This window comes from Salicibibacter cibarius (assembly GCF_016495725.1).
In the GTDB taxonomy this organism is placed as follows: Bacteria; Bacillota; Bacilli; order Bacillales; family Marinococcaceae; genus Salicibibacter; species Salicibibacter cibarius.
In genome coordinates, this window is record NZ_CP054705.1 from 4,233,824 (window position 1) to 4,250,708 (window position 16,885).

Sequence of the window (16,885 nt, forward strand, 5' to 3'; positions counted from 1 at the left end):
TTATATTGCCTGAACCTGCCCCTAGTTCGGACAATATTGCCGGATTCTATTACAAAAATGTCCAAACTCCCCTTTGATTCGGACACTTTTTAGGAACCAAGCGCTCTTAGTGTCCGAACTGCCCCCTACTTCGGACACTTTTGAAGAATTGAACGCACATAATGTCCGAACACCACCCCCCATTCCCCACCCCACTCACCAAAAAAACCGCCCGGCCACGGGCGGTTTATGCAAAACGTTTTCGTTTGGATGAAGCCTGAATGTTGAGTTCATCACGGTATTTGGCGATCGCGCGCCGAGAGATTTTAACCCCTTCTTCCTGTTTAAAACGATCGGCGATTTTCTGATCGGAGATTGGTTTTTGTTTATCCTCTTGCTCAATCCAACAACGGATGGATTGTTTCACCATCGTTGCCGATACGTCTTCGCCGTCATTGCCGGCAACACCTTTACTGAAAAATGCTTTTAACTCATAACATCCGCGGGGTGTTTGTACATACTTCCCGTTCGTCGTGCGTGAAACCGTCGATTCATGCACGTCTGCCCGTTCCGCAATATGTTTAAGCGTCATTGGGCGCAACGCGCCGTTTTCCAAAAAACTTTGCTGATACTCAACGATTGCTTCTGTTACGGCACGAATTGTTTGTTGCCGTTGGTCAATGCTTTTCAACAGCCAAACGAGTTGTTTGTATTTGGAATGAGCGTATTCATACGTTTCTTTATTGCTTTTTTGTTGAAGAAGATCTCGATATTGACGATTCAAACGAATCCTCGGCAAGGAATCATCATTTAAAACGACCGTCCACGCTCCATTTTGTTTTTCTATATAGACATCCGGCGTGATATATTCCGCTTCACTTTCACTGAACCCTTGGGCAGGGCGAGGATTAAGGGTTTGGATAAAATCATGGGCATCTTGTATTTCTTCGAGAGTAATTTGCATTTCTTCCGCCAACCACTTCCATTTTTTCTCTGCAAACGCTTGCAAATAATGGGACACAATCGTTTCAACTACCGGGTGCTCCTCGGGAAGCGCTTGCAATTGTAACAGTAGGCATTCCGATAACGAACGCGCCCCTACGCCAATAGGATCAAGCTGTTGCAAAAGGCTGCATGATTCATGGAAACGGTCGGGGGTGATGCCGAGTTCCATTGCCGCCTCTTGTTCACTCACAAGTAAATAACCGTTTTCATTTAAATTATGGATAAAATACTCCAGATGTTCCTTGGTCTCCTCGTCATAATCAAGGATTCGAAGTTGATCAATAAGATGAGCCGTTAAACCTTGCCGACCATTTCCCAAACGATCAATGAAGGGCTCTTTCCCCTGTTCCCCACTGCTTTCTTCACGATCGTTCCAAAGCACAGGGCTATCCCGGATCACTTCATCCCTGTTCGATTCACTGACATCCAGCAATGGATTTTCTAACGCTTGTTCTTCTATATATTCAGATAATTCCAATGTAGAGTATTGCAACAAAGAAATGGCCTGTCGCAATTGCTGGGTCATTACGAGATTCATCGTTTGTTTTTGAATAAGTCCCATTTCAAGATTCATGGCGCGCCCTCCTAGTTTGTAAGCGCTTTCTATGCGTTATTGCTGTTCCAACCACGAAAAAGTTAAGCGGACGGTGTGCGTTTGCTTCTTTTGTAAATACTCGCTGTTGACCGTTATATGAGAAGGGATATGGGCTTGCACATACGTGCGATCATCCTGCAAGAAATCAAATGAACCGGTTGTTCTTAACGCTTCTGCCAGCCTTTCAAGTTCGGCGGCTGCTTCATTCGCCGCCAATTCCTGCTCCCGGGCATACAGTTCCGTTTGCTCTAAGCGCTCTTGGCCAAACATGGCATCCCCTCCGCGACTATTACAATTTTTCCCACTGTCAGAATGTATAAATTATTCGAATGATAGTATACCTTCGCCACCCTTGCGATAAGTCAAGTTTTTCTAATGTAATTATATCGCATTTAACAACCAGAAGCTAGTGGTGTTTGTCATACGATCTACTATCGGTGTAAAATTGCTTCCCGTGGATATTCTCATATTTCCCGCGGGTAATCGGTTATTTCTTTCTTCCGATACTGATCCGCATCCGGAGAAAACGGTTTGAAGTTTACGAAAAAAGGTAAATATAGTAGTGGGCAATGCATGCAATGCATTTGACCTTTATTGACCAATAAGGTATGATATGAGCAGTAACCTCATATTGCAAACGAAATGAAGGAGGATTAGATTTATGCATCTAATACCAACAGTTATTGAACAAACGAACCGCGGAGAGCGTGCTTATGACATTTATTCGCGACTGTTAAAAGACCGTATCGTTATGCTCGGATCAGGCATCGATGACAATGTAGCCAATACAATCGTCGCGCAATTGCTTTTCCTCCAAGCGGAAGATCCGGACAAAGATATCTCCCTTTATATTAACAGTCCCGGAGGGTCCATTTCCGCAGGCATGGCCATTTACGATACGATGCAGTACATTACGCCGAAGGTTTCGACCATTTGCATCGGCATGGCTGCTTCCATGGGCGCTTTCTTGCTCAATGCAGGAGAGATGGGCCAACGTTTTGCCCTCCCGAACAGTGAAATTATGATTCACCAACCGCTCGGAGGAACACAAGGGCAAGCATCCGATATTGAAATTCATGCACGTCGCATTCTGGAAATGCGGGAGAGGTTGAACAATATCTTCGCCGAGCGAACAGGCCAACCGCTCGAAGTCATCCAACGCGACACAGACCGTGATAACTTCATGACTGCACAGGAAGCACAAGAATATGGGCTCATTGACCGTATCTTCGATAAGAATGAAGGCACGGAAAAATAACTGATCCCCTTCCCCACCAAAAAACCACGCGATCTGCGTGGTTTTTTTCATTCCTCACTTACAAATTGCGCAAGTGCTTTTACTGCTTCTTCTTCATCACCGCCATCTGCCGATATGCGAATCGTTGTTCCATTGCGAACGGCAAGACTCATTACCCCCATAATGCTTTTGGCGTTGGTCTCATGTGTCCCTTTGATAAGGTTGATATCCGCATGAAAGCGATTGGCTTCCTGCACAAATAGGGCGGCCGGCCGCGCCTGCAAGCCCATTTTTAAATTCACTGTCACGTCACGCTCGATCATCGCGACCCATCCTTTCTGCTGTTTATCATCCTTGCGGCAACGATTCGCGATTGCGGATTCTTTCAGCCAATTCATCGATTTTTCGCAAACGATGATTGACCCCGGATTTGCTCACCTTTCCACTCTCTGCCATTTCACCTAGTTCCTTTAAGGTAACATCCTGGTGCTTCACACGAAGTTCGGCCATTTCACGAACTTTGGAAGGCAAACTTTCCAAACCGATTTCTCGCGCGACAAGCTCTATATTTTCCACTTGCCGCAAGGCAGCCCCTACCGTTTTGTTCAAATTTGCCGTCTCGCAGTTCACGAGTCGATTGACAGAGTTACGCATGTCTTTCACAATCCGAACATCTTCAAAATAGAGCAGTGCTTGATGAGCGCCGATAATATTGAGAAATTCGGCGATTTTCTCGCTTTCCTTAATGTAAACAATATACCCTTTTTTTCTCTCCAGTACACGGGCATCCAGATCAAACGTCGACATTAACGCCAAAAGCGACCGATTGTGTTCTTTATAATAAGAAAACAATTCCAAATGATAGGAGGACGTCTCCGGATGATTGACGGATCCACCCGCGAGAAAAGCTCCCCGTAAATACGCTCTTTTGCAACAATGATTCTCAAATGTATGTTCTGAAATCGACTGCGCGAATGTATGCCCGTTGGCCGTCAAATTTGTATCAGCCAAAATTTCTTTTACCAGCCGGTACACGCGAACGATGTAAATATTGTTCTTCTTTAATCGCATTTTTTTACGAACGACGAGTTCGGCCTTCATGTTTTCATATCGCTGCTTCAAAAGCGTATAAAACCTTCGTGCAATTGCTGCGTTTTCGGTTGTTATATCCAACGTCGCACGCGATTCCGAAACATTAAGGGTACCGGTCATTTGGATGAGTGCGGAAAGTTCCGCTTTTACACAGCAATCATCTGCACGGATCTGTGTGAGTTCTTTTTTCGTCATTGCCGCAAACGAAGTCAAGGCACATTCACCACCTTTTGCCAAACTTCCTTAACCTTCGAGAATCATTCGGGCAATTTTGTCGGCATTATGGCGTAACACCGGACTGTCCGTATGAATAAAATCATCTTGGACCACATTCAAGCCAAGGGCTTTTAAATAGTCTTCATCATAAACCACAGCCTCCGAACCTTCCTCGGCATATCGTTCGATCATTTCCGGTGAAATCGTTCCATCATGGACAAAAATTTGCTCAATCATTGATCCTCCGATATGGGCATGAAGTGCCTTAATATGATCGGAAGCTGTAAATCCATCCGTTTCCCCGCTTTGCGTCATGACATTGCAAATATAGATTTTATCCGCTGACGACTGGCTTATTTCTTTGGCAATGCCGGGAACGAGCAAATTGGGCAACACACTGGTATATAAACTCCCTGGCCCCATAATAATTTTATCTGCTTGTCGAATCGCCTGAACGCTCGCCGGCAATGCCTCGGGGAATGCCGGGTCGAGGAACATTTCATCGATTTTTTTCCCTGCCTTCGGAATATTGGACTCTCCCCGAACGACACTGCCATCGGTCATTTTTGCCACAAGTTCAATGCTGTTATTGGACGCGGGCAGCACCGTACCGCGTACGTTGAGCACAGCGCTGAGCTCGCTGATGCCACGTGCAAAATCACCGGTGATGGACGTCATGCCTGCAATCAGCAAGTTGCCGAGCGAATGCCCGGTAAGCCCTTCTCCATTTTCAAAGCGATGCTGAAATAAACGTTCAATTAATGGTTCAACTTCCGCCAGTGCCACGAGCACGTTCCGAACATCTCCGGGCGGTGGCACATTTAACTCCTTGCGTAACCGTCCGGAACTTCCTCCGTCATCGGCCACGGTAACGATTGCCGATAGATCAATGGGATAGGTTTTTAACCCTCGCAATAAAACGGACAATCCCGTACCGCCTCCGATAACAACTATTTTCTTTCCATTCGTCACTAGCTTGTTTCTCCCCTGTCCTTATGTTCGCGATGGCTTTTATACACCAAGTAATGCTTGGAATAAACATCAGCAAGATGCTCCACAAGTGTAACGGAACGGTGATTCCCGCCGGTACAACCAATCGCGATGATCACTTGGCTCTTTCCCTCTTGCTTATAAAGCGGCAACAGAAAGGTAAGCATGTCTTCCAGCTTCGCGAGAAATTCCTTCGTATCCGCCCACTTCATTACATATTCAGCCACGTCCGAATCCATCCCTGTTAACGGACGCATCCGCTCAATATAATGAGGGTTCGGCAAAAAACGGACATCAAAAACAAGATCGGCATCAATCGGAACCCCGCGTTTAAACCCAAAGGACATGAAATGCACGTTAAAGGTCAATTCCTCGGGAGCGGTGAATAATTTGTTAATTTCCGCGCGTAGCTCTCGAGGGGTTAGCGTTGTCGTATCAATATGGTGACGAGCCCTGCCCTTGATCTCATCCAGTATTTGCCGTTCTTCTTTGATGCCTTCCAACAGTGGTCCGGCCGGAGCAAGCGGATGTGAACGCCTTGTTTCTTTAAATCGCTGCACAAGCTTGCTGTCCTCTGCGTCGAGAAATAAAATATGTGTGTGCAAATTCGGCTTATCTCCAAGCATGCTCACCGACGAAAACACTTGTTCAAAAAATTCCCGGCCCCGTAAATCCATGACGAGCGCGACACGGTTCATCGACCCGCCTTCCACAAGATCCAACAATTTCGGAATCAAAGCCGGCGGCAAATTATCGATGCAAAAAAAACCGAGATCTTCAAGGCTTTGCACGGTGACCGTTTTTCCCGCTCCCGACATTCCCGTAATCACAACGAGCTGGATATCATCTTTCACGCCAACATCTCTCCGTTCACACTGTTTCGAGCTTTACATCGAGCAACTCGTAATCAGGTGTGTAATAAAATGTACCGAACAACATGCCTTGTTTTCCCAAAAGATGTTTGAATAAATCTTGATCCCCCAAGGCCATTGGCAAAGAAAGGACATTCGTTTCTTTTTCCCAAAATAGTCTGCCTTCAGGTGAATGTTCCAACATTTCCCCTTGATGTTTATTCGCAAAAAAAGAAAACATCATCCACTCGGAAACTTTCGCATACCTTTCCTGAATGACAATCGTAGAAACTGCCCGCAATTGTGGGTTCAGCAGTTCTATTCCGGTCTCTTCCATGAACTCCCTGCGCACGGTGGCAAGTGGGGTTTCTCCGTCCTCCATCTTCCCGCCGGGGGCGACAACCCAGTTTCTTCTGGGTTTTTGCAACAATAAAACCCGATCCTCATGTGTTAACACGCAGTTTGCCACACGCCGCATGTTCATCACCTCACATTAATTATAACGTGAACCGATGCATCCCACAAATCTAACCGTCTCCAATCCATCTACATGTGCACCCCGTTTTCGATTAGAAAACTTGGCTTTCGACAAGTTTTTATGTTGAAAGCCTTAGTTGCACTTATGTAGGTGAAAAAGTTGGTTTATGCTTTCTTGCCTACCAAAAAAATACGCAAGGTGATGTACCTTGCGCATCCAAAATATATATAAGGGGGGTCAATTAACGTACTTCTATCATAACGTTTAATTGTTTCACAGCTGTTACAATAGCATTAAAAACGAATAACTTTTTTTGCACTTATGCCTCTACCGTCTTCTCCAATTCTTCGACATAAGACTGTGCGTTTTGCGCCGCCAAACTGCCATCGCCGGTTGCTGTCACAATTTGCCGCAACGTTTTTTCGCGAATGTCACCTGCTGCAAAAATGCCGGAACGATCGGTTTCCATTTCTTCGTTCGTGACGATATAGCCTTCTTCGTTCGTAATTCCCAAATCGTTCACGGCATTATTGAGCGGGAGCAAACCGATATAGACGAAAACGCCCTCGGTTTGGAAATCATATTCTTCTCCGGTATTCACATTGACGAGGGTGACATTGCTCACTTTTCCATCCGTATCATGGATTTCTTTGACAACATGATCCCATTTAAAATCAATTTGCTCATTGACAAACGCCCGTTGTTGAAGAATTTTCTGTGCACGCAGTTCATCACGGCGATGCACGACCGTCACCTTTTTGGCGAAACGTGTGAGATACACGGCTTCTTCAACAGCGGAGTCCCCGCCGCCAACGACGATAATTTCTTTATCCCGGAAAAATGCACCGTCACATACGGCACAATAGGAGACCCCGCGGCCGCCGAGTTCTTTTTCCCCTGGGATGCCCAGTTGTTTATATTCCGCCCCTGTAGCAACGATCACCGCGCGTGCTTTGTACGTTTTATTCCCGGCATGGATCGTTTTATATGCGCCGTCGTCTTCGATCTTTTTAATATCCCCGTAGGCATACTCAGCACCGAATTTACGTGCATGCTCAAACATTTTATTCGATAAATCGGGACCGAGAATGTGCGAATACCCAGGGTAGTTTTCCACATCCTCCGTGTTTGCCACCTGCCCGCCGGGAATCCCCCGCTCAAGCATTAATGTTTTCATTTCTGCGCGAGATGTGTACACTGCAGCAGTCATGCCCGCGGGACCCGCCCCGGCAATAATGACATCATAGATGGTATCTGTTTCTCCTGACATCGACCGATGCTCCTTCCAATTACCTTCTGTCTCTATATTATCCCGCTTTTCGGTTAACGTCTATTCATCTGCTCAGTCCAATCCGAACGATAAATCGTGTAGCTGCTCACACTGTACTTCATCGCTTTTCAGGGCGCGTGTTTGCCATGTTTTTAATAGCGTTGCTGCTTTGTGATCGCCGTGATCACGCGCAAGCTTCCAGGCTTTTTTGCTTTTTTTATTGTACCCGCAATGAAAAGCGGCCACTCCGTAACGATAAAAAAATGTACCTCCTGTTTCCGGCGGACTGTGTTTTTGTAAAAAATGAAACAATACAAGCGCTTGCTCGTATTCCCCGAGCCGACAAAGCGTCGCTGCCAATTTATGCATATGGCCTTTATTCAATGGCGTTAACTGCCTAAGTTTCTTTTTCAGCGGTTCAACTTCCCGGTCCATACGCTGATCTTTTAGCAATAACGTCAACTGGCAAAGGGCAGGCACATACATCACTTCCTCCAACAGGGAACGCAAGCAATGCATCGCCTCATCACTGCGCCCTTGAAGATGGAGGGCTCTCGCGTATTGATTGTAGGAAGCATAATGGGCGGGATAATCCATCATTAATCCTTTGAGCAAACGCTCTGCTTTTTCATAATTTCCCTCGTTGATGAAGCGCCCGGCACGCTCGTATTGTAAAATAAAGTCATCGGGGAAGGCCGGCTTCTCTTTATATTCATCGGCAAAAAAATCTTCATCCCCATCAAGTTTTACCAGCTCAAGCAACTCTTGCGCATCTTCCACAAACTCCCCATCAGGCGAGGAGGACAAATATTGCAGCGCCGCTTCCTTTGCTTTATCGAAAAGTCCGAGAAAAGCATAGTTGTTGGCGAGAAAATAATAACAATCATACATGGTCTCATCTATATGGTCCAAGATGTGTAAAAGGGTCTCATTGGAGCGCTCATGCTCACCCATGTCGGATAATATAGCTGCAAGTTGACAATGAAAAACCCCTTCCAGGGGCCTTAATTCAATCGCCCGCTTCAAATAACGGATCGAGCGATTCCACTCTTTATTTTTATAAAACGCGATTCCCCGGTCAAAAAAATATTCCGGGTTTTGAAGATAAGGGATCAATCGCCCCATGCGTACACACGCCTTCCACATACTTTTAATCATCGTTATTGTAACATAGTTTATGACGCATCCCAAAAGATGGTGCGTAGGTGTTGCTTTAAACAAACCCGCTCCGTTTACGGAAGTTCAGTGAGTTATATGGATTAATTGATTGATTGATCGATCCACCGCGTTTATTTGCCTTCAAAAACGATGTTATTGATAATGAAAATAGAAAAGGCATAGGATTAAAAAAGACCGCAGGTGCTGCGAACACCAACAGTCTCCCAATAGAACATGTCCTTTACAGGGCGATGTTCACTCTCGAAGAGTAACCACCCACGGACTCACAACCTCAGGGGTGGTTACTACTTTTTTGTGTCTTCATTTGCATCTTTGGTAAGCATATATACTAGCGTAGCAACGCCTATACAGATCATGCGCTATTTATAAATATCTCCACGGTTACCAACAGCTTGGATAAAAACCACATGCTCCTGGTGGTCAATATTAAAAATCACTCGGAATCCCCCGATTCTTAACCTGTATAAATCCGAATGACCTTTAAGCTTTTTAATATCTCCTTGAGGAGGTATTGATGAAAGTCCTTTTAACCCAGTTGCAATTCTTTCTTGGGAGGTTTTATCTAATTTAGCAATGAATTTAACTGCGGTCTTATGGTAAATCAACCTGTATTCCGAAGTCACGCTTTGCATCCTCCCCTGAAATATATCCCTCTTTACTTTCTAATTGTTTAATTTCCTCTTTAGTCAACGGGTCACTATCGTTTTCCAATTCATCAATATCCTGCCATGATTTGGGCTTTTGATTCCTTGAGCGTTCAATCAAAAACTCCATAAAATCAAAAGCTGCTTTCTTATCTTCACTGTTTAAAGATTCCACCATTCTATACAAATCCTCTTTACGAATAGCCATTTTTTCACCACCACCTTTGCTCGTATTCCTCTCTTTATATTGTACACCATCTTTAATGAGAAATTAACAGCATTTCATTCACATGGGTGTTGATTCATTAACCGCGCTAAAGCTCCCAATTGCAGAGAATAAGAAACCCCCTTTAAAAAATTACATTAAAGGGGTAAACATTGAACGGCCGATCTTTATATTTTAAGGGCACAACAACAGAAACCAATGCGAAAAAACGCTCGCCATTACTTCCCATGCCGCTCCCTTAACGTATCCAACACATGGTCGAGGGACAACTGCTGTTCCTCAAGCAATACGAGTAGATGATAAATAAAATCGGCGCTCTCCCACGCCAGTTCTTCTCCGTTCCGATTTTTTGCCGCTATAATTATTTCGGAAGCTTCTTCACCGACCTTTTTTAAAATTTTATCCACGCCTTCTTCAAATAAATAGGTGGTGTACGCTCCCTCCGGACGCTCGTGATTCCTTTCTGCAATCGTTGCAGCCAAGCTACGCAAAATCTCGAGATCACCTGATTCTTGCGGTACCTCTCCATCATAATGGCTTTCCGTAAAACAGCTGTACGTTCCGCGATGACACGCCGGACCTTGCGGGTGCACGAGCACGAGGAGGGCATCGCGGTCACAATCATAACGAATATCGCTCACCTGTTGCACATTTCCGGACGTCTCGCCTTTATGCCAAAGGGTTTGGCGCGAACGGCTATAAAACCACGTTTCCTTCGTATCGATCGTTTTATTTAGCGATTCCCGGTTCATATACGCCACGGTCAGCACTTCCTTGCTGTTCATATCTTGCACGACCGCAGGTATTAATCCGTCGACATCAAAAATAATTTCATCCATATTCACCGTACGTTCACCCCTTGTTTCTTTAGCGCATCTTTAACTTCCGAGACAGCCGTTTCCTTGTAATGGAAAATGGAAGCCGCCAATGCCGCGTCCGCACCGGCTTCCAGAAAGACATCGGCAAAATCTTGCAACGCCCCCGCGCCTCCGGAAGCGATAACCGGAACGCTCACGGCCTCGTTTACCGCGCGTGTAAGCGGCAAATCATATCCCGTTTTTGCGCCATCTTGGTCCATGCTCGTGAGTAAAATTTCTCCCGCGCCTTTTTTCACGACCTCTTTTGCCCAATCCGTGACTTCCAGATTCGTCTCTCGCCGTCCTCCGTGGGTATAGACGCGCCAAGATTGCAACCCCTCGTCCCATTTGGCATCAATGGCGACGACGATGCATTGGGAGCCAAAAAAATCCGCCCCTTCCGCGATCAAGTCCGGATTTTTCACCGCCGCCGTATTTAGCGATACTTTATCCGCCCCGGCACGCAGAATGTGGCGCATATCATCAACGCTGTTAATGCCGCCGCCGACCGTAAACGGAATCGCGAGTGTGCCGGCTACTTCCCGAACGACATCCACCATCGTTTTCCGCCCTTCATGGGACGCCGATATATCCAGGAAAACGAGCTCATCCGCCCCTTCCCGATCGTAATAAGCCGCAAGCTCTACCGGATCTCCCGCGTCTCTCAACTCTACAAATTGGACGCCTTTGACTACCCGGCCTTCTTTTACGTCCAAACAAGGAACGAGCCGTTTTGTTAACATGTTCGTTTCACCTCTTTTAACGCTTCGGACAAATCAAGGGCTTCTGTATACAGCGCCTTGCCGACAATCGCCCCGCTCACGCCTTCCTCTTGGTAACGCAACAACGTTCGCACATCGTCCAACTCGCTTACACCGCCCGATGCGATAACATGGGCGCCGCTCGCTTTTGCAAGGGCGGCACTGGCTTCCACGTTGGGCCCTGTAAGCATTCCATCCTTTTCGATGTCGGTAAAGATAAATGTATCCGCTCCGGCAGCTGCCATTTCAGCGGCAAGCACTTCTGCCTCCACATCCGATGACTCCAACCAACCGTTCACAGCCACCAGGCCATTTCTTGCGTCCAGGCCGATCACGATTCTGCCCGGATAAGCCGCAAGCATTTTCGCCGTGAAATCGGGATTTTGCACTGCAACCGAACCAAGGATCACCCGATCAACCCCGCGGGAGAGGTAATGTTCCACGTCTCGTTCCGTGCGAATGCCTCCGCCCACTTGAACACGAGCAGATGTTTCTTCAACAATACGAAAAATGGCCTCATCATTGACCGGATGTTTATCGCGGGCACCGTCCAAATCAACGACATGCACCCAAGTCGCGCCATCTTCAACAAACCCCGCTGCCATCTGTGCCGGATTGTCTCCGTAAATCGTTTCCCGATTGTAGTCACCTTGCTTTAAACGCACACATTTACCATTACGAATGTCGATGGCCGGAAATAAATTAAAGGCTGTCACTCGTCTGTCCCTGCCTTTCTTTCACGTAAGTCACGTAATTGTTCAACATTTGCATCCCGAGTGTACTGCTTTTTTCCGGATGAAATTGGGTGCCGAAAATATGATTCCGACCAACCACCGCCGGCACTTCCCCGTCATAATCGGCCGTTGCCACGACGACCTCTGCCGTATCGGCATGAACGACATAGGAATGCACAAAATAAACATGTCCTTCTTCCGTGCCTTCGACGATGATATGGGTAGGTTGACGATATCGAAGGAAATTCCATCCCATATGGGGCACTTTATAGTGAATACCGGCCCTCGTTTTCCCCGGAAAACGGCGTATCTTCCCGGGTAACAGGTCAAGCCCTTGGCTGATCCCATTTTCTACGCTTTCGGAAAACAATAGCTGCATGCCGAGACAAATGCCGAGCAACGGTTTTCCTTCCCCAACCAATTGTTTGATAATGGTATCCAGTTTTTTTTCTTGGAGAATGGCCATGGCATCTTTAAAAGAACCGACACCGGGCAAAATCAAGCCATCCGCGGATGCCAATTCCTGCGCTTTTTCCGTAACGACGTAAGGCGTGTCCAAACGCTCAAGCGCTTTGCTCACGCTGTATAAATTCCCCATCCCATAGTCTACGATTGCGATCATCTACAAAACCCCTTTCGTGGAGGGGACCCCCTTTACGCGCGGATCGATTTCCGCCGCTTCCGATAAAGCCCTAGCCAGCGCTTTAAAAATAGCTTCAATAACGTGGTGCGTATTCCGACCGTAATGCACGATGACGTGCAAGTTCATGCGAGCCTCAACGGCAAATTTCCATAAAAATTCGTATACAAGCTCAGTATCGAACGTTCCTACTTTTGCAGCGCCAATCTCTCCGCGAAACTCAAGATGGGGGCGATTGCCAAGGTCAATGACCACTTGGGCAAGAGCATCATCCATGGGAATGTGAACGGCACCATACCTCCGGATGCCTTGCTTGTCGCCAAGGGCTTCTTTAACCGCCTGCCCCAGGCAAATCCCAATGTCCTCCGCCGTATGATGGTCATCCACTTCCACGTCGCCGCTTGCTTGTACGCGTATGTCCATCTGTCCATGCCTGGCTAAGAGATCAAGCATGTGATTTAAAAACGGAACCGGCGTCTGAATATCCGCCTGGCCGGAACCGTCCAACTGCACGTCGAGTTCAATATTCGTTTCCCCGGTTTGCCGTTTCACCGTTGCTTTTCTTTCGTCACTCATGTTTGGAGGCCCCCCTTTTTTGACGGATTTCCACTGCCCGGGCGTGGGCTTCAAAACCTTCCACACGCGCTAGCGATGCAATCATTTCGCTGTTTTGGGTAAGTGCATCCTCGCTATAATGAATGATGCTTGATTTTTTGAGGAAGTCGTCGACCGTTAACGGACTTGAGAAACGAGCCGTTCCGTTCGTCGGCAACACATGGTTCGGCCCCGCAAAATAATCACCGACCGATTCCGCACTGTTTTCACCGAGAAAGATAGCACCTGCATGCTTGATTTTTCCAAGATATTGAAACGGCTCGCTGCAGAGAACCTCAACATGCTCGGGAGCCAATGTATTGACAACATCAACCGCTTCGTTAAGATCGGCAGTCAAATAAATGGCGCCGAAAGTGTCAAGCGCTTCTTTGGCAATAGCTGCCCGCGGCAACCCTTTCAATTGGCGCTCTACTTCCGCAGACACTTTTTCCGCGAGCATTTCGGAAGGCGTAACGACAATAGCCGTCGCCCGTTCTTCGTGCTCGGCTTGTGACAGCAAGTCAGCGGCTATATAGTCCGGGCGGGCTGAATCATCAGCGAGAATGACAATTTCACTCGGACCCGCGATCATATCTATATCCACTTGGCCAAACACTGCCCGTTTCGCTAATGCAACGAATGCATTTCCCGGACCGACGATTTTATCCACCGCTTGCACGGAATCCGTTCCATAAGCCAATGCTGCAATCGCCTGTGCCCCACCGGCTTTCAGGATTGTTTCAACACCTAGCTCGGAAGCCGCTACCAAAACGGCCGGATGCAAACGTCCCGATTCATCCGGCGGAGATGTCATCACGATACGTCCGACATGTGCCACTTGCGCAGGGATCACATCCATCAAAATCGTCGAAGGATAAGCAGCTTTGCCGCCCGGCACATAAACACCGACGGCATCCAACGGTGTGATTTGCTGCCCAAGGACAGTGCCATTTTCCTTCGTCGTCATCCAAGATTGCGACCGTTGTCGCTCATGGAAATCACGAATGTTGGCGATCGCCTTCCGAATCGCTTCTACTGTCTGTGTATCCATCGCTTCATACGCTTGTGCACATTCCGCTTCGCTCACAAACAAGGAATCGAGTGCCGCACCGTCCAATTTTTTCGTGTACGCCCGTAATGCTTCGTCGCCATTTTTTCGAACTTCCGCAATTATTTCGTCCACAGTCGCCTGTGTTTTTTCATTGCCGCTGTCAGGGTCTCGGCGTAAACTGACATGTTCATCCACTTGAATGATTTTCATGACGATGAGCTCCCCTCCTTAATGACCGCCGATAAACGTGTAACGATATCGTCGATTTGCTTATCTTTCATCCGATAACTTACCGGATTGACAATTAACCGGGACGTCACGGATGCGATCGTCTCCAGCTCGACGAGCCCGTTTTCCCTTAACGTTTTTCCGGTGGAAACGATATCGACGATTCGCTCGGCTAGGCCAATTAAAGGGGCAAGTTCAATCGACCCGCTTAGCCTGATGACTTCCACTTGCTCCCCTTGCGCTTTAAAATATTGGGTCGCGATGTTCGGGTACTTGCTCGCAATTTTCGGTGCCACCCGCTCCTTCCTTTGCTCCGGAAGCCCGGCGACCGCCAAGTAACAAGCGCTAATGTGCAAATCGAGCACTTCATACACATCCCGCTGTTCTTCAAGCAAGACGTCTTTTCCCGCGACGCCGATATCGGCAACGCCGTGTTCCACATACGTGGGCACATCCATCGGCTTGGCCAGAAAAAATTTCATCCCGGCATCCGGGGCTTCCACAATCAGCTTTCGGCCCGCCGAAAAGTCCTCTTGCAAAGGGTATCCGGCGTTTCGGAGAAGGTCAGCCGCCTCTTCAAAGATTCTGCCTTTAGGCATGGCAAACGTGATCCAATCCTTATTCATCATGTTTCCCCCTCTCCGATTCGCCTGTCAATGAGAGAATTTCCGCATATTTTTCCCGGAAAGCATCAATGTCCGGTACACTTTCAATATTTTGCATGACAATCGCTTCACCGACGTTTCGGCGACGATTCGCTTCCTGCAACGCTTCTTGTTGATGATCTTTATTAAAAAGAATGAGCGTCGGGCGTTTTTGCAAATATCCCTCATTAATATGATTTAATGCTTCCAACAATCGATCCAAACGTATCCCGAATCCGGTTGCGCTAGCCGGGCGTCCAAATTTTTCGAGCAATTCATCATAGCGTCCACCACTCGCGAGGGGAAAGCCAAGCGGTCCGCCATACCCTTCAAAAACAATCCCGGTATAATAATCGATTTGGCCGACGAGGTTTAGATCGATTTGAATGACGTCTTGGACGCCCAAGTCTTGCAAAATTCCCCATAATTCTTCCAGATCGTTGATGGCTTGATGTGCTTTCGAACTATGAGCCAACGTTTTCGCACGATCGAGAATCTCCGGACCGCCGCGTAAGCTTTGCAGTTGGTGGAGACGGCTTTTATCAGCCTCAGCAATCTCCAAACGATCAACGCGTTGCCGGTAGCCCACGAAGTTCTTTTCATAAAGGTAACGTCGGAGCTCTTCTGCTATGTCCGAATCCCCGATGATTTCCTCAAAGAGAGCATTCATATATTTGATGTGCCCCACAGCAAGACGAAACGGAGACAGGCCGGACGCGCGTAGATTAGACGTTAACAAGGCGAGCATTTCCCCATCGGCGTACATAGAATCGTCTCCGACAAGTTCAACGCCAAATTGGTCAAATTCCGCCCGCCTGCCTCCCTCATGCTGTTGAGCCCGGTATAAAGCGTTGCAGTAGGAAAGGCGAAGCGGCAAGGGTTCTTCTTTCATGCTTGAGCTTATGACCCGAGCGATCGGCGCGGTCATATCCGGCCGCAAGACGAGTGTTTGCCCTTCTCGGTCCAGGAGTTTGAACAATTGCTCGTCACGAATCGCCGAAGCATTCCCAACCGTTTCGTAATACTCCAATGACGGCGTTTGGATGGGGCGGTATCCCCAGCTTTTAGTTTCCTGTTCCATATATCTTCGCACCTCGCGCGCGCGTTCATACAGCGCGGGGAGCGTATCAATCATTCCCAGCGGTTTCTCAAACATCAGTGGCATGTGCCCGGCCTCCAAAATCCTTTAGTTCGCCAAATCCTTTAGTTCGATAGAGAAGTAAAATGTTTATGTATGTTAGTTTACACTTGGAACTTGAGTGCCGTCAACGCATATATCAGGATGAAATCAGGTATGCGCACCATTTTGGCCACGTTTTCATAGGGCTTCAGCATCTTCCAATGTCCGAACAAATAGGCGAATCACTTTTTATTTTAACAGTTTCTGAAGGGACATAATTTCAGGACGGCAATATTCGTTAAAACCTCTGACCTCCATTTGCATGCCATACAGGCTTGTCGACCATGCATTCTCTGCGTAATACATGCCTTCACGGCTTGTTATCCCTCTCAGAGCTGCTCGACCTTCGTTTGAGGGATTACTTCCCTTCGCTTGTTCCTCTCAGAGCAGCTCGGCCTCCGGCTGAGGGATTACTTTGTATTTCCAAGTAGAAC

General features: G+C 47.4%; 20 protein-coding genes. 1 reads left to right on the top strand and 19 read right to left on the bottom strand.

Annotated elements, in window-relative coordinates; genetic code table 11:
* Window positions 1-226: 226 nt before the first annotated feature.
* Window positions 227-1,558 (bottom strand): RNA polymerase factor sigma-54, encoded by a 1,332-nt coding sequence (rpoN, locus tag HUG15_RS21305; protein ID WP_200125598.1) that lies wholly within the window; start codon window positions 1,556-1,558, stop codon window positions 227-229.
* A 36-nt stretch (window positions 1,559-1,594) separates the two neighbouring features.
* Entirely contained in the window at window positions 1,595-1,849 is a 255-nt protein-coding gene (locus HUG15_RS21310) for a hypothetical protein (protein ID WP_200125600.1), read from the bottom strand.
* A gap of 391 nt (window positions 1,850-2,240) precedes the next feature.
* Here HUG15_RS21310 and clpP point away from each other — a divergent pair, with 391 nt between their 5' ends.
* On the top strand, window positions 2,241-2,837 hold the full coding sequence (clpP, locus tag HUG15_RS21315; protein WP_200125602.1) for an ATP-dependent Clp endopeptidase proteolytic subunit ClpP: 597 nt from the start codon (window positions 2,241-2,243) through the stop codon (window positions 2,835-2,837).
* A 47-nt stretch (window positions 2,838-2,884) separates the two neighbouring features.
* Here clpP and HUG15_RS21320 read toward each other — a convergent pair whose 3' ends face one another.
* The 17 genes from HUG15_RS21320 to HUG15_RS21400 all read right to left on the bottom strand — a co-directional run bounded on the left by HUG15_RS21320 (window position 2,885) and on the right by HUG15_RS21400 (window position 16,436).
* Window positions 2,885-3,139: an HPr family phosphocarrier protein gene (locus HUG15_RS21320; protein WP_200129095.1), complete on the bottom strand. Its 255-nt coding sequence runs from the start codon at window positions 3,137-3,139 to the stop codon at window positions 2,885-2,887.
* Between the two features lie 25 nt (window positions 3,140-3,164).
* Window positions 3,165-4,103: a DNA-binding protein WhiA gene (whiA, locus tag HUG15_RS21325; RefSeq protein WP_200125604.1), complete on the bottom strand. Its 939-nt coding sequence runs from the start codon at window positions 4,101-4,103 to the stop codon at window positions 3,165-3,167.
* Window positions 4,104-4,151: 48 nt separating this feature from the next.
* A complete protein-coding gene (locus HUG15_RS21330) occupies window positions 4,152-5,096 on the bottom strand; it encodes a gluconeogenesis factor YvcK family protein (protein WP_200125605.1) in 945 nt (314 codons plus the stop codon).
* A complete protein-coding gene (rapZ, locus tag HUG15_RS21335) occupies window positions 5,096-5,932 on the bottom strand; it encodes an RNase adapter RapZ (protein ID WP_425504066.1) in 837 nt (278 codons plus the stop codon). The genes HUG15_RS21330 and rapZ overlap by 1 nt, the downstream gene beginning before the upstream one ends.
* A gap of 52 nt (window positions 5,933-5,984) precedes the next feature.
* The gene (locus HUG15_RS21340; RefSeq protein ID WP_200125609.1) at window positions 5,985-6,443 is read right to left on the bottom strand and encodes an NUDIX domain-containing protein; all 459 of its coding nucleotides are present in this window, start codon (window positions 6,441-6,443) and stop codon (window positions 5,985-5,987) included.
* 319 nt (window positions 6,444-6,762) lie between these two features.
* On the bottom strand, window positions 6,763-7,713 hold the full coding sequence (trxB, locus tag HUG15_RS21345; protein ID WP_200125611.1) for a thioredoxin-disulfide reductase: 951 nt from the start codon (window positions 7,711-7,713) through the stop codon (window positions 6,763-6,765).
* A 72-nt stretch (window positions 7,714-7,785) separates the two neighbouring features.
* Entirely contained in the window at window positions 7,786-8,838 is a 1,053-nt protein-coding gene (locus HUG15_RS21350; RefSeq protein ID WP_211202298.1) for a tetratricopeptide repeat protein, read from the bottom strand.
* Window positions 8,839-9,251: 413 nt separating this feature from the next.
* On the bottom strand, window positions 9,252-9,515 hold the full coding sequence (locus tag HUG15_RS21355) for a type II toxin-antitoxin system RelE family toxin (protein ID WP_200125615.1): 264 nt from the start codon (window positions 9,513-9,515) through the stop codon (window positions 9,252-9,254).
* Window positions 9,484-9,744, bottom strand: a complete 261-nt coding sequence (locus HUG15_RS21360; protein ID WP_200125618.1) for a hypothetical protein — start codon at window positions 9,742-9,744, stop codon at window positions 9,484-9,486. Before HUG15_RS21360 ends, HUG15_RS21355 begins: the two co-directional genes overlap by 32 nt.
* Window positions 9,745-9,980: 236 nt before the next feature.
* On the bottom strand, window positions 9,981-10,601 hold the full coding sequence (gene hisIE, locus HUG15_RS21365) for a bifunctional phosphoribosyl-AMP cyclohydrolase/phosphoribosyl-ATP diphosphatase HisIE (RefSeq protein WP_200129096.1): 621 nt from the start codon (window positions 10,599-10,601) through the stop codon (window positions 9,981-9,983).
* A 2-nt stretch (window positions 10,602-10,603) separates the two neighbouring features.
* Complete coding sequence (gene hisF / locus HUG15_RS21370; protein WP_200125620.1) at window positions 10,604-11,362, bottom strand: imidazole glycerol phosphate synthase subunit HisF; 759 nt, start codon at window positions 11,360-11,362, stop codon at window positions 10,604-10,606.
* Window positions 11,356-12,096: a 1-(5-phosphoribosyl)-5-[(5-phosphoribosylamino)methylideneamino]imidazole-4-carboxamide isomerase gene (gene hisA, locus HUG15_RS21375; RefSeq protein WP_200125622.1), complete on the bottom strand. Its 741-nt coding sequence runs from the start codon at window positions 12,094-12,096 to the stop codon at window positions 11,356-11,358. The genes hisF and hisA overlap by 7 nt, the downstream gene beginning before the upstream one ends.
* Window positions 12,083-12,736, bottom strand: a complete 654-nt coding sequence (gene hisH / locus HUG15_RS21380; RefSeq protein ID WP_200125624.1) for an imidazole glycerol phosphate synthase subunit HisH — start codon at window positions 12,734-12,736, stop codon at window positions 12,083-12,085. Before hisH ends, hisA begins: the two co-directional genes overlap by 14 nt.
* Window positions 12,737-13,330, bottom strand: coding sequence for an imidazoleglycerol-phosphate dehydratase HisB (gene hisB, locus HUG15_RS21385; RefSeq protein WP_200125626.1), 594 nt, complete (start codon window positions 13,328-13,330; stop codon window positions 12,737-12,739).
* A complete protein-coding gene (gene hisD, locus HUG15_RS21390) occupies window positions 13,323-14,609 on the bottom strand; it encodes a histidinol dehydrogenase (RefSeq protein WP_200125628.1) in 1,287 nt (428 codons plus the stop codon). The genes hisB and hisD overlap by 8 nt, the downstream gene beginning before the upstream one ends.
* A complete protein-coding gene (hisG, locus tag HUG15_RS21395; RefSeq protein WP_200125631.1) occupies window positions 14,606-15,253 on the bottom strand; it encodes an ATP phosphoribosyltransferase in 648 nt (215 codons plus the stop codon). The genes hisD and hisG overlap by 4 nt, the downstream gene beginning before the upstream one ends.
* Window positions 15,246-16,436 (bottom strand): ATP phosphoribosyltransferase regulatory subunit, encoded by a 1,191-nt coding sequence (locus HUG15_RS21400; protein WP_343073139.1) that lies wholly within the window; start codon window positions 16,434-16,436, stop codon window positions 15,246-15,248. The genes hisG and HUG15_RS21400 overlap by 8 nt, the downstream gene beginning before the upstream one ends.
* Window positions 16,437-16,885 lie beyond the last annotated feature (449 nt).

Excerpts from the sequence above, each read along its gene's own strand:
- hisG (WP_200125631.1), bottom strand. The coding sequence starts at position 15,253 with ATGAATAAGGATTGGATCACGTTTGCCATGCCTAAAGGCAGAATCTTT.
- HUG15_RS21360 (WP_200125618.1), bottom strand. The coding sequence starts at position 9,744 with ATGGCTATTCGTAAAGAGGATTTGTATAGAATGGTGGAATCTTTAAAC.
- hisH (WP_200125624.1), bottom strand. The coding sequence starts at position 12,736 with ATGATCGCAATCGTAGACTATGGGATGGGGAATTTATACAGCGTGAGC.
- rapZ (WP_425504066.1), bottom strand. The coding sequence starts at position 5,932 with ATGTCGGGAGCGGGAAAAACGGTCACCGTGCAAAGCCTTGAAGATCTC.
- HUG15_RS21340 (WP_200125609.1), bottom strand. The coding sequence starts at position 6,443 with ATGCGGCGTGTGGCAAACTGCGTGTTAACACATGAGGATCGGGTTTTA.
- hisF (WP_200125620.1), bottom strand. The coding sequence starts at position 11,362 with ATGTTAACAAAACGGCTCGTTCCTTGTTTGGACGTAAAAGAAGGCCGG.
- HUG15_RS21350 (WP_211202298.1), bottom strand. The coding sequence starts at position 8,838 with ATGGGGCGATTGATCCCTTATCTTCAAAACCCGGAATATTTTTTTGAC.
- hisB (WP_200125626.1), bottom strand. The coding sequence starts at position 13,330 with ATGAGTGACGAAAGAAAAGCAACGGTGAAACGGCAAACCGGGGAAACG.
- hisIE (WP_200129096.1), bottom strand. The coding sequence starts at position 10,601 with ATGGATGAAATTATTTTTGATGTCGACGGATTAATACCTGCGGTCGTG.
- hisD (WP_200125628.1), bottom strand. The coding sequence starts at position 14,609 with ATGAAAATCATTCAAGTGGATGAACATGTCAGTTTACGCCGAGACCCT.
- HUG15_RS21400 (WP_343073139.1), bottom strand. The coding sequence starts at position 16,436 with ATGCCACTGATGTTTGAGAAACCGCTGGGAATGATTGATACGCTCCCC.
- trxB (WP_200125611.1), bottom strand. The coding sequence starts at position 7,713 with ATGTCAGGAGAAACAGATACCATCTATGATGTCATTATTGCCGGGGCG.
- HUG15_RS21310 (WP_200125600.1), bottom strand. The coding sequence starts at position 1,849 with ATGTTTGGCCAAGAGCGCTTAGAGCAAACGGAACTGTATGCCCGGGAG.
- whiA (WP_200125604.1), bottom strand. The coding sequence starts at position 4,103 with ATGACGAAAAAAGAACTCACACAGATCCGTGCAGATGATTGCTGTGTA.
- HUG15_RS21320 (WP_200129095.1), bottom strand. The coding sequence starts at position 3,139 with ATGATCGAGCGTGACGTGACAGTGAATTTAAAAATGGGCTTGCAGGCG.
- rpoN (WP_200125598.1), bottom strand. The coding sequence starts at position 1,558 with ATGAATCTTGAAATGGGACTTATTCAAAAACAAACGATGAATCTCGTA.
- clpP (WP_200125602.1), top strand. The coding sequence starts at position 2,241 with ATGCATCTAATACCAACAGTTATTGAACAAACGAACCGCGGAGAGCGT.